12 protein-coding genes are annotated in these 12366 nt (G+C 36.5%); 4 read left to right on the top strand and 8 right to left on the bottom strand.

Annotated elements, in window-relative coordinates; all coding sequences use genetic code 11:
• Nucleotides 1-13 precede the first annotated feature (13 nt).
• From BW946_RS20195 to BW946_RS20185, 3 genes are read right to left on the bottom strand one after another with little or no spacing between them, the layout of a single operon-like run.
• On the bottom strand, nucleotides 14-1468 hold the full coding sequence (locus tag BW946_RS20195; RefSeq protein ID WP_136523054.1) for a ferritin-like domain-containing protein: 1455 nt from the start codon (nucleotides 1466-1468) through the stop codon (nucleotides 14-16).
• A gap of 4 nt (nucleotides 1469-1472) precedes the next feature.
• Complete coding sequence (locus BW946_RS20190) at nucleotides 1473-3548, bottom strand: GMC oxidoreductase (RefSeq protein ID WP_076597891.1); 2076 nt, start codon at nucleotides 3546-3548, stop codon at nucleotides 1473-1475.
• Nucleotides 3545-3991, bottom strand: coding sequence for a hypothetical protein (locus BW946_RS20185; protein WP_076597890.1), 447 nt, complete (start codon nucleotides 3989-3991; stop codon nucleotides 3545-3547). The genes BW946_RS20190 and BW946_RS20185 overlap by 4 nt, the downstream gene beginning before the upstream one ends.
• Before the next feature lie 464 nt (nucleotides 3992-4455).
• Here BW946_RS20185 and BW946_RS20180 point away from each other — a divergent pair, with 464 nt between their 5' ends.
• Together BW946_RS20180 and BW946_RS20175 are read left to right on the top strand one after the other, a co-directional pair.
• Nucleotides 4456-4812, top strand: a complete 357-nt coding sequence (locus BW946_RS20180; protein ID WP_076597889.1) for a winged helix-turn-helix transcriptional regulator — start codon at nucleotides 4456-4458, stop codon at nucleotides 4810-4812.
• Between the two features lie 111 nt (nucleotides 4813-4923).
• Nucleotides 4924-5520: a Crp/Fnr family transcriptional regulator gene (locus BW946_RS20175; RefSeq protein ID WP_076597888.1), complete on the top strand. Its 597-nt coding sequence runs from the start codon at nucleotides 4924-4926 to the stop codon at nucleotides 5518-5520.
• Nucleotides 5521-5549: 29 nt separating this feature from the next.
• On the opposite strand, the gene BW946_RS20170 is transcribed toward BW946_RS20175, so the two are convergent.
• From BW946_RS20170 to BW946_RS21560, 5 genes are all read right to left on the bottom strand, one after another.
• Nucleotides 5550-6392 (bottom strand): universal stress protein, encoded by an 843-nt coding sequence (locus BW946_RS20170; protein ID WP_076597887.1) that lies wholly within the window; start codon nucleotides 6390-6392, stop codon nucleotides 5550-5552.
• 20 nt (nucleotides 6393-6412) lie between these two features.
• Entirely contained in the window at nucleotides 6413-6865 is a 453-nt protein-coding gene (locus BW946_RS20165; protein ID WP_076597886.1) for a MarR family winged helix-turn-helix transcriptional regulator, read from the bottom strand.
• Nucleotides 6866-7105: 240 nt separating this feature from the next.
• On the bottom strand, nucleotides 7106-8311 hold the full coding sequence (locus BW946_RS20160) for an MFS transporter (protein WP_076597885.1): 1206 nt from the start codon (nucleotides 8309-8311) through the stop codon (nucleotides 7106-7108).
• 88 nt (nucleotides 8312-8399) lie between these two features.
• Entirely contained in the window at nucleotides 8400-9314 is a 915-nt protein-coding gene (locus BW946_RS20155; protein ID WP_076597884.1) for a helix-turn-helix domain-containing protein, read from the bottom strand.
• A gap of 158 nt (nucleotides 9315-9472) precedes the next feature.
• Nucleotides 9473-9649, bottom strand: a complete 177-nt coding sequence (locus BW946_RS21560) for a hypothetical protein (RefSeq protein ID WP_170872115.1) — start codon at nucleotides 9647-9649, stop codon at nucleotides 9473-9475.
• 472 nt (nucleotides 9650-10121) lie between these two features.
• On the opposite strand from BW946_RS21560, the gene BW946_RS20145 reads away from it, so the two are divergent.
• On the top strand, nucleotides 10122-10298 hold the full coding sequence (locus BW946_RS20145; RefSeq protein ID WP_076597882.1) for a histone H1: 177 nt from the start codon (nucleotides 10122-10124) through the stop codon (nucleotides 10296-10298).
• Between the two features lie 276 nt (nucleotides 10299-10574).
• Nucleotides 10575-12146 (top strand): M20/M25/M40 family metallo-hydrolase, encoded by a 1572-nt coding sequence (locus tag BW946_RS20140; RefSeq protein ID WP_083688936.1) that lies wholly within the window; start codon nucleotides 10575-10577, stop codon nucleotides 12144-12146.
• Nucleotides 12147-12366: the final 220 nt, after the last annotated feature.

The following is a 12366-nucleotide window of genomic DNA, read 5'->3' as shown; positions in this document are numbered from 1 at the left end:
ATCGTTTTTATGATTATAGATTGATGTATTCGAAAGTTGGCCCGGCATTAGTCTGCGCATCTAATGGTTGTTTCATCAGATTAACAGCCTGTTCTTTCAAAGCATACATGTACATAATAGATTTCTCCAGTTCTCTCTGATTTCCTTCTACGGCACTTTGTATGGCATCTAATAGACGTCGGTAAGTTTTATTAAACTCCACACCCTGGGCGTGTAATTCTTTGTTTCTGATATAATCTTCCAGTTTAGGATTAGGTTTCATAGGATAGGCTTCGTTCCAGTCTACCGGAAGATCTTTTCCTGTAGGCGGCGTTGTTACAGGCATCATCCCGTTTTCATCCATGAAAGGCTCATAGTTTCCTCCCAGATAGAAATGCTCATGGAAAACTTCTTTAAATCTGAAATAATGTGCCAGTTCAACCCCTTCTTCAAACTGAGATGGATCTACATCAAAAATAGAATCATCAGCACCTTCACCCTGGCCCTTAATTTCCTGGAAAACAGCAATGACTCCGGCTAAAGCTTCTACAGAATGTAATTTTCCGCCACTTCCATAATATTGCTCTGGACGGATCTGTTTTGCCGGGTTTCCGGTGAAAATTCCTCCGGTATTTAATTCCTCAAAATTTGTTGGAAATTTTCCATGCTCTTTGTAATAAGCAATGATTTGGAAAATAACTATATAGAAGAATAAGACATCATAATATTCACCAATGGTGTGTACATTTTCCATGATGAAACCTTTCATATTTTCAAGAGTCCAGAAGTTGTTTTCCTGTAATGCTGCCCTTTGAGAATATAATGCGGAAGAATCGGTTTCGTAATCATATTTGGGAGCTTTTACCAAAGGCTGGCTTGGACTTTCAATTGCAATAAATGTAGCAATACTGTTGCTTGAAAATGTTTCAAGCCCTACGTAGAAATCCACATTCATTGGTAATTTCATCGGATAGGTAGGGTAGTTCTCCTGTTTGTTTACAGAAGGCTGGATATCAATTGCATTCAGAACGTTACAAACCATAATCAGGTGAAGCATTTCTTCTACGGCAACACTTCTGATAATTTGTGAAGCCAGAGCGTTAGTTCCATCCTTGATTGAATATAAAGCCGTAAGATAAGGAGGAATGGTAGAATGTTCAATAAGAATGGCCGTTTGCAATAGGTCTTGTAAAATCGGTTTGTAATCAATTTCCGTTATCCCGTTTTTAAATTCCGGAGCTAATGAACCGAACTGAGCTTCCAGATAGGCATTAAAATCTTCAATCTGATCATTCAATAAAAGATTAGTCAGTGTTTTGCTTTGATGTTTTAATCCCTCTATCCAGTCTTCTTTGCTCAATGTTGAATCAAATAATAAAGAAGGTAATGAAATGGCTTCTGTAACCACGGCGCTTCTTGCGGCCATTCTTCCTGCTGCTAATAAGGTTTCCTGTGGCTGTGCTGTTTTATTGATAAGTCTTTGTCTCATGTTGTTATTTTTTAAGTAGAATTTCAAGATCAGCAAGGATAGATTCCACCGAACGGATCGTGAATGCTGATAATGTTAAAGTAGGGTTTGAAGTTCCCAGCGTAGTCATATTTCCTGCTCCTACGACGTATAAATTCGGATGATCCCAGGTTTTACAATAGCTGTTGGTTACAGAATCTTCAGCTTTAGAACCCATTCTGTGAGTTCCTACGATATGACCCGCTCCGTTGTAAGAATATCTTTTTTTATTGTATATCACAGAGTTTTTGTCTTTCTCTGTATATTTTGTGAAATCCTTAATGTTTAATTTTTTAAACATTTGATCCGAAGCATCTTTTGCCTGCTCCATAGCTTTCATTTCGTACTCTGTCAGTTCATAATGAATAACAGGACGTGGAATTCCAAGTACATCCAGATATTGATCGTTAATGGTAACCCTGTTATTGGGATTAGGTAACTGTTCTATTTCAAAATGGAATAAAACCTGTTTTGAAAGCCTGTTGGTAAGTTCTTTTCTTAATTCTGCACCGAAAAGACCTTTGCCGATAAATTCTCCGACATCGGATCCCGGAGAAAATGCCGGCCATCCCCATCCCCAATTGTCAAGCGGAGAAATCCATGCTGAAAATTCACTTCTGAAATCCCCGTCACGGAATGACGAAATGTTTGTGGTAGAACCGGGACCTCTGTAAGGATAAACAGGTTCAGGGAAAAGTCCCCATGTCAGCATTACCATATGATCCATAAGGTTTCTTCCTACCTGATCACTGCTGTTAGCGGCCGTCTTTACAATGTTGTTAACGGTATATTTGGAGTTCAGTAGGATTTTTGGATTTTCAAAAGCGTTAGCAGCCAAAATTACAATAGCATCTGAGGTATCAACGGATTCTTCAATAAAATCTGTTTTCTCTTTTGAAGTATATTTTCTTAAATGAACCTTGGAGATTTTATCTTTATCATTTGGGTCAATGCTTAGCCTGTAAACCACACTCTGTGCCTGAATCTGCATGTATGGATTGCGCTTAAGATTTTCATTATCATTAAGCTTATACAAAGCTTTTTTTAATGTTTTTAAAGCATTGTATTTCGCCTGAACAGGACAGATCGGAACACAGGAAGCGTTTCCTTCACAGCGTTCTCCCATATAAGGATTCCACACAGAGCCAAGGGCTTTGTATTCTTCTTTTTCAGAGCTGTCTAATATCAGTTGATATCCTGAATCTTTCGGTTCAGCTTTGATGATCTTTGTTTTTCCGTATTTTGGATTTGGAATGGAGTTTCTTCCCTGTGGAGATGGTACCATCATTAAAGGAATCTCTCCGGAGCTTAGTTTCACGCTGGTGCCTTTAAGTCCCTCAATAATCTTATGATCCATATAACTCTGAGGAATTTCTTCCATCGGGAAGACATAGTTTCCATAATACTCTTCCATATTCTCATCAATAGGATATTCTTGTCTGGAAACATCCCCGGAAACTCCGATTTCAAATTCCGCCATCTCATAGTAGGGTCTTAATTCTTCATAGCTTATCGGCCAGTTGACAGGAGTTTTTTCATCAGAATCCGGCTTTGGAATAGTAATGCCGTATTTTTCAGTAAGCCTGAAATCGTTGGGAAGCATTCTTGGAGTCGTTCCCAGCCAGTGAAGCGTAGTTCCGCCTCCTACTCTTATCGCATCACTTGCGAATGGCATCGGCCCAAATTGTACCAGATAGCCTTTTTTATCGGGATACGGCTGAACAATATGTTCCATATCGAGAACATTTGGAGAAGGAGCTTGCTTTAAATTTGGATAAGGAGAATTGGGAACTTTGGCTTCCTCTTTGTAAAAAGTACGGATATATTCATTATAAGTGGTCATTGAGGATACGGAATCCAGTTCAATACCTGCTTCCAGCCCCGCTTCATACATGAGTATTGATATTTCTTTGACATTATCCGATTTTCCGGCATCTGCACGATGGATCATTTTTCCTTTGGTTACGTCAAATACATGATCGGACAATAGCTTTGCGATCAATGATCCCGCGATCCCCGTTCCTACGATGATCACATCTTTTTTGTTATTAGTCTGGCTCATGAGTGGGTGTTTACGGGTTTAATATTCCATGATTTATATCCTGGCTGTTTGGCTCCCGGAGGATGGGAGTGCATCAGATTCCAGACAAGACCTTCCTTATAAGAAAGATCATTGATATAGGCCCCTTCCCAGGTTCCCAGATACCACATGGTAATTACTTTTCCGGAAATGTCATTCATTCCCGGGTTGCTGATAATTTCAGATTGAATGGCTTTTTTTAATCCCTCTTCACCGGAAGAATTTTCAAGAATATTTTTAGAAACGGTAAGGAATTCCACGAAAGTTGCTGCTTCCAGACTTTTTAAAACATAGGTATAATAAGTTTCTGCAAGCCCTGTTGACTGAAGTTCGTTCACCGTAAACCCGGTAAGCGCTTCCGAGATAGACATAAACACGTCGAAATAATAATCGTCGACGTTGAGAATTTTGTTAATAATATTCATTTCGTAAAAAATTTGGGTTAGATATCTTCAACTCCTTTTATCAGGAGATGATCAAGCCTATTGATCTACAGCTGCTGATTTTTCAGATACCACCTCTTTTTCCGAAATGATTGAATGTATTTCAAGCGATCCATAGTTATCAATTTTGTTTATCCGAAATTAATCAGATCCCATCAGATACGATTCAGTATTTCTACGTAATTTGTTTTTATTTAGTTTTAATTTTTTGTAACAAAACCTTTACGTAAAGTAGTTTCAAGAGGTTTTGTTTTCACTTGGTTTAGAATTACTTTAAATAATGCGGCAGTGAATATAGAACTGGATTTTAATATCGGGAAATTAATATCCTTAAAAATAATAATAAATGGATGTTTTAAAATTATTTATATTTACTAATAAAAAGATAGTAGTTACTAAAAGGTTAGTAATAACATTTAGGTTAGTAATTAGTGAAAACAAAGACAATGGAAGAAGAAAAAATAGTGTATTCAAGGCCGCAATGCAGTACCCATCTGTCTGCTAGAGAGGATGCTTTGTATGTCTTGGGAGGCAGATGGACCATCCGGGTAATGATTGCTATTCTGGGCGGGCATACACGCTTTAATGAACTGCAGAGAACCATCAGCGGAATTTCAGCAAGAGTATTATCCAGTGAATTGAAAAAGCTGGAGGTTAATCATTTGGTAGAAAGAACCGTTATTGCAGATCAGAAGCCGGTTCTGGTAGAATATGTTCCCACGGAATATAGCGAGTCACTGAAAGATGTTATTGCAGCACTGGCAGATTGGGGAGCAAAGCATAAAAAGAAAATTACAGTCTGATATCAGGTCAGAAGAGTAGTGTTGACGTTAGAAAATACTGTTTGTTGGTATTTGATAAGTTACAGCATTGCTTACACTTTAAATATTTTTACTCAAATTAATAATAAGAAAATGGTCATAAGCGAAGAATTATTATTTTCCCACGGAGCCACTCTGGAAAGGTATGAGGCAGGAGATGCCATTTTTCAGGAAGGTGTAGCAGCAAAATATTATTTCCAGATCAGACAAGGTACAGTAAAACTGAATACGTTTTTGGAAGACGGAAAAGAATTTGTTCATGGACTTCCTTTTGATGGACATTGCATTGGTGAAAGCTATTTGTTTACCGATCATCATTATGCCATCAATGCTATTGCGGTTACCAGCTGTGAAATTATCAGAATTTCCGGAACCAAACTTCTCGAAATACTAATGGTAAATCCTGAATTACTACTTGAAATTAATAAATATATAGCGGACAGAATGCATTTCAGATATATGATTTCCAGCTTTCTGGCAATTTCGGATCCTATTATAAAACTCATGAAGCTTTTTGATCATATTAAAAAATATTTCGGATTTGAAGAAGCCTATTCATTTCTGATTCCCTACACCAGGCAGCAAATAGCAACCTTAACCGGTCTTCGGGTGGAGACAGTGATCCGGTATGTCAAGAAAATGGAAGAGCAGAAGATGGTTAAAATTGAAAGCACAAAAATTTATTATTAGCTTTCGGTAATTTATTTTCAGTTTTCTGATTATTTTAAAATTAGAACAGGCTGGCAGGTATTTTGGTAAATTCCCTCGGAGATACTTCTGCTTGCCAGATAATACAAAAAGCTGTGTTTACCGGGAAGCGCAATAATAAGATCTGATTTGTCAGATGCCGCAAAGTTTAAGATACCTTGTATAATATTTTCATCATGAGAATAATGGATACTGCTTGGAATTTCCGTTAGATGTTCAAGTATATAATCTTCCAGTTCTTTTTTCTGGTTCTTATCCTCTTTTTCGGAGGTATTGATATTTAAAAATGAAAGACGAACATCTTGTTTATGAATAACAGATTTTTGATGGAACAGTCTTTCTAATCTTTTAATACCCTTAATATCACAGGGAATAAATATATTCTTAATAGGCGAATAATGGTAACTGTTAGGAACAATTAATGTTTTCACAGGACTTGTTCTGGCAATACTGATAATATTCTCAGAAACAAAACTCTCAGTGAAAGAAGTCTGATCATCACTTCCCAGAATAATCAGGTCTACAGAAGGCTGGTTTTTTAAAAGCTCATTGATACTCCTTGTCAGTGTCCAATCACTCAATACCCTGGAAACCTTTATTTCAGTTGATTTTTCAGCGATGATATCCGCTAGCTGATCAAATAACAATTCAGTCCTTTGCAACAGGTTGTTCACACTTTCTTCATTCACAAATGAATGCCCTTCTGCGATGTGCAGATAATCAAACTCAGATTCTCCCGCTGTTTTGAGAAGGATAATATTTTGATATTCGTAGGTTTTTGCCCAGTCTGCGGCAACGCTTACTGCATTTTGCGTAGTTGATGTAAAATCAACAGGTACAAGGATTGTTCTCATTTTGTATCATCTTTTAATGCTTATTCTTCCAGGTTAGCTGTCATTTTTTTTACCAAAAGGAGTGCTTTGGTGACCTCTGCCTCGTCAATACCGTCAACAGCTTTTTTATAAAGATTCAGTGCCCATGGATAAACTGTTTCTACAATCTGTTTACCCTTAGGAGTCAAAAAGATCTGTTTATTTCTCCTGTCATTCTTATCAGCTGTTCTTTCCACCAAATCTTTTTTTACAAGACTGTTGATGAGATACGTAATGCTTGATTTGTCTTTACTCACTTTATTTCCTATTTCCTGTTGATTGATTCCGTCATTTCGTGAAAGCAATCCCAGAATTTCGATCAGTTCAAAAGAAAGATCCGGATCATATTCATTAATGCTGTTCCGGATTTTCTGCCGGAGACGGCTTTTCATTTCGCTCATTGCCAGACCAAGTTCCAGAGCCAGTTCTGATATGTTATTCTGTTTTGCAGACATTATATTTTGATAATAATGATTTAATAGGATAAGTTTTATCTTAACAGGTCTTGTAGTAAACTTATCCTATCAAATATACGGAAAATTAGTTTTAATTAAAACTAATTGAGGATGAAATATTCTGTCAAAAAGATAAAACAGCCAATTAAACCTATAGAAATCAGCATTGTAGGATGGTGATGGAATGGAATAAGAAAAGGCATTGATGAATGGGTAAAACAGAAATAAAAAAAGCAGAGATTAATTCCCTGCTTTTTCTTTTTTTACAGCCTGATTCATAATAAGGATAATTCCCAAAAGAAAACATGCAATGATCAGATATCGCCAGGACAGCCCCATTTGATCAGTTACAGTGCCACTTACAGAAATGATAAAACTGGTTACCGAAGTGATCACATATACCAATCCACCCATTAAACCTCCGGCTGTTCCTGCATTTTTAGGAAAGTAAAGCATACTTGTCGTAAAAAAAGAGGTAAATAAAATTCCGGAACAGATATGAATGAAAAAGGCAAAAGGAATCATAATGAAAAGGCTTTCTGCAAAATAGCTGGTGGTGATCAACGCTGCAATCAGAATCAGCTGTAAAAGTATAGGCTGTAGAATTCTTGGTTTAAAATCCAAAGTCAGTCTGCGTTTTCCTATAAATCCTCCAATCATCCATGAGAATCCTAAGATCAGGGTACAGTAGCCAATCACTACCGGAGTAAAATGAAAAGTGTTTTCAATGATAAATGGTCCGGTAATATTGAATAACATTACGATAGAGTAGCTCAGTCCTAAAATGAAAATCCCCAACATGAAAATCCTGTTTTTCAACATCATTTTGTAAAGACTTATATTCTCTGAAAGATCCAGCTTCTTTTTCTGGGGAAGACTCTCTTCACTAAAAAACCACTCAAAAAGAAACAGAAATCCTGCATAAGCGGCCAAAAAATAAAAATTCGCATGCCAGTTAAAGATTTTCTCAAGATATCCTCCAAGGAAAGGAGCCAGAATAGGACCGCAGGACCATACAATGGTGAAGTAGCTCAGATAATGCTTTACCCTTTCCGCATCATAAATATCCACAAAGATAGCACGCGTAGCCACAACAAGTACTGAAACTGCAGCTCCCTGAAGAATACGAAGCAGACAGATCAGTAAAATACTGTTGGTCATTGTAATTAAAATACTGGTAAGTATTAAAAGGAATAAGGCTATCAGTTTGGGACGGTAGCGGCCAATGCTGTCAAGAATTCCCCCTACAAATAATTGGGAAATCCCGTAGCTCAGCAGATATGATGTCAGTGTAATCTGAATATCTTTTTCCGAAACCATCATCTCTTTTGCCATAGAAGGGAACGATGGTAAATAAATATCCGTGACAAACCCGGAAAGCGGGATAGACACGAAAGCCATAATGGTAATTAATCTGATTCGTTGTTCAGATGCTTCTCTCAACATATTCATTCATTTTTTACACTGCAAAAATAAGTCAGGAAATATAAAAATGAATTTTAAAAGACAAAGTAAAAATTGCAAAAATCAAATATTATGACAGGTTCTTAAATTTTAAGGGTGAAGTCCGTGCATGCTTTTTAAAGAAATTATTAAAATGGGCAGGCTGATCAAACCCCAGAGTATAACCTATCTGGGCAATATCCCAATTGGTATATTTCAGCAGGTTTTTAGACTCTTCAAACATCTTTTCTTTAATGATCTGTGTGGTTGTAAGGTTGGTTACAGATTTCACGGAAGAGTTCAGATGATTGACATGTACGTTCAGATGTGCGGCAAAATCAGAAGGTGTTTTTAAGGCCAGCGGATAAGCAGGAGAGTCCAGAGGAAACTGTTTGTTGAGCAATTCATCGAATAATTTATACAGACGTACATTGGCGGGAAGCTCATTAGGATTGATGTCTTCCATACGGTTTTCCAGTGCCAGATGCATTACAGAGGCAAGATTGCTTTTGATACTGCTGCAACGGAAAGGATACGTAGAATTATTCATTCTGTAGATCTGATCAAAATACAAAGTGGCCAGCTGGGTCTGTTCTTCATTGAGAAAAACAACAGGTTTGCTCCATTCTTTGAACATGGAAGTTTTTTTAAACAGATTAAATTCTGAATTTCCATTAAAAAACTCCTGGTTGAACAAACAGAAATACCCTTCCTGAAAATCACTTTCGCACTCCCATGAATAAGGAATGCTTGGAGAAGGGAAGAATAAAGCAGGACCATCTATAAACAACTGATGTGCGCCATAATGAATAGTTCCTTTTCCAATGATAAAGCTTATTTTATAATAATCACGACGGTTGTAAGGACTTTTAAAGCTGCAGTATCTCCGCATGGAAATATTAAAATGGGATTTTCCGGTTTCAAAATCCTCAGAATCAAATATTTTGATCTGATCTTTACGGATGCGTCTGTAATAATCTTCTATCGTTTCCAGCTGATCACTCATAAGTAGAAATTATAAAAATCAAAGATAGGTAAAGTATTATTCACTCAAAATAATTTTAAATGAGATAATAGAAATTAGGATGATAGTCTTCCTCAATAGTTGCAAAACTAAAAAATGATGTACACTATTATATATGCAAATATCTATAACATCTATGGTTAAAAAGTGGCTGGATTAAACTTTATTAATCTCCAGTTCCAAAATAATGAGACAGCAGTTGAAAAGGTCCGGCTTTTACATTCTTTTTGTAATGCATAAAGAGAAGAATCAATAATAGGTATAAGATCAGAAATTCCCTCTTCAGAACCTACTGTAAATTTTGAAATGATATCCATGGGATCTTTTTTATTTAAAATTATAAGGATTAATCCATTCAAAAAGGATACAGTGGGTGAAAATGCCACTGGCACAGAAATTATTTGTTTAAAATATCCTGTATCATTAAATTTATAGTATAAAATACTGATAGAAATAGAATAGAACTGCAATTTTAAAGCGTTAAGAGTTATAAAGTTATTAAGAAGAATTGTATAAAATCAAGTGATGTATATAAGAATATTGTAATACAGAATTATCATAATTTTTATCGATTGATGTTGATTTTTAATGACTTACTTAGAACTGAACTCATGCATTGTATGAAATCCGATTACATGGCTTGTATTCTATAATAATTTGATTTTATTTTAAAAATTAAATTGAATTTGAAAAAGACAAAAAAAAATTATTTAATCCACTATTTTTTTTCGACACAATTAGGCTGGAATCACCATAAAACCTATATTTGCACCCTAAATTTTTAAATAAATGAAAGAACTAATTGAAAAAATCAACGTAGAATTTGAAGCGTTCACAACTGAGGCAAACCAACAAGCGGAAAAAGGAAACAAGGCAGCTGGTACAAGAGCTCGTAAAGCAGCTTTAGAACTTAGCAAACTGTTCAAAGAATTCAGAAAAGTTTCTGTAGAAGAAGCTAAGAAATAATTCACCATTAACCGGCTTTTGAAGCCGGTTTTTTTATGGCCTGAATTCAATAGAGTTTTATTTGAAATCAGATATTCCCACAGAAAACGGATTACCATTTCAAAAGATCAAAAGGACTGTTGTATTGATGTTTTTTTTTAGATTGTAGTTGTTGATGAATTTTTATCATTTATTTTTAATGAAAATATTGATAATATGATTTAAAAGTCTCTTTTCTTACTTAATTTTTCACTATCTCCTCAATTTCTTTTATCTTTAAACCAATCAATATATATTATGAGGATAAATAGATTTTTGGCAGTGCCTGCAGTAGTGCTGGCTGCTCAGTTTTCATGGGCTCAGGTAAAGGTTGACCCAAAAGAAAGGCTTAGCCCTGTCGTAAAAAGTTTTGTAGATGAAGTTAATAATAATTCTCAGCTGGAAAAGCTGGCATCTGAACTGTTGGATGGGATAGGTCCCCGCCTTGTAGGAACTCCTGAAATGCTTGCAGCAAACGAATGGAGCGCCAATAAGCTTCGCTCCTGGGGAGTAGATGCCAATCTTCAGCAATTCGGAACATGGAAAGGATGGCAGAGAGGAACTACTCATGTTGATATGACATATCCGCGCATAAAATCCCTTTCTGCAACACAGCTGGCCTGGAGTCCGGCTACAAAAAAAGCGATTGAGGCAGAAGTGATTATTCTTCCGAAAGTATCTTCTAAAGCTGAATTTGATCAATGGCTGCCATCGGTGAAAGGAAAAATTGTGCTGATGGCACAATACCAGAAAATCGGACGTTCTGATGAGCAGATCAAAGAATTTGCAACGCCAGAATTGTATGAAAAGCTTAAAGCTGAAAAAGATCAGGCTGCCAAAGATTTTGCAGCATATATAAAGAATATCGGGTATGATAATAACACGCTTCCCGAAGCATTGGAAAAAGCAGGGGCGGCAGGTATTGCCATTTCAAACTGGACTGGTATTATGGGAGCTAACAGAATATTTGGTGCGAAAACAACCAGAATTCCAATGATCGACATCGATTTGGAAGACTATGGAATGCTTTATAGAATGGCAGAAAATGGAACTCAGCCTAAAATTAAAATTGATGCTCAGTCAAAAGTACTTCCTGAGGCTAAAAGTTTCAATACAATTGGAATGATCAAAGGAAAAGAAAAGCCTGATGAATATGTGATTCTTTCCGCTCACCTTGACTCATGGGACGGAGCTCAGGGAGCTACAGATAACGGAACAGGAACGATCACGATGATGGAAGCCATGAGAATTCTGAAGAAATATTATCCTGATAACAAGAGAACAATTGTAATCGGACTTTGGGGAAGTGAGGAACAGGGACTCAATGGTTCGAGAGGTTTTGTGGCAGATAACCCTCAGATTATTAAAGGAGTGCAGGCTGCTTTTAATCAGGATAACGGAACAGGACGTGTTGTCAACATCAGCGGACAAGGATTTGTAAAAGCTTATGACTATGTAGGAAGATGGCTGGATGGGGTTCCAAAAGCGGTAAGAAGCCATATTAAAACTGATTTTCCAGGAATGCCTGGAGGTGGTGGCTCTGATCATGCTTCTTTCGTGGCAGCAGGAGTACCCGGAATATCTTTAGGTTCTCTGAACTGGGGCTATTTTGGATATACATGGCATACAACGAAAGATACTTATGACAAAATCGTTTTTGATGAGGTGAAAAATAATGTGATTTTAACCGCAGCATTAGCTTATATGGCATCCGAAGATCCTGAATTCAGCAACAGAGAAAGAAGAGTAATGCCTCAGGATGAAAAAGGAGAGACTGTAAAATGGCCTGAACTAAAAGAGCCCAGAAGAAGCTCTAAGGACTATAAATAGTTTTCTTGATTCGAAACAATGGAAGAACAGATGTGATATTCTGATATCTTATTTTTTGCCGTTATTGGCTAAACCAATTATTTATTAATTAAATAATATATGTTTAGCCAATAACGGCATTTTTAGACACTATCCCACAAAGTGTGTAAGTTAAAAAGTCAGGGCTTGGATTTTATAATCTGAGCCTTTCTTCAAAAATAAGCATAAATTGGTTGAGAAC

Origin of the sequence: Chryseobacterium sp. RU33C (genome assembly GCF_900156015.1) — a bacterium.
GTDB lineage: Bacteria > Bacteroidota > Bacteroidia > Flavobacteriales > Weeksellaceae > Chryseobacterium > Chryseobacterium candidae.
The sequence above is the reverse complement of the archived record's forward strand: the minus strand, read 5'-3'. Positions and strand labels throughout refer to the sequence as shown.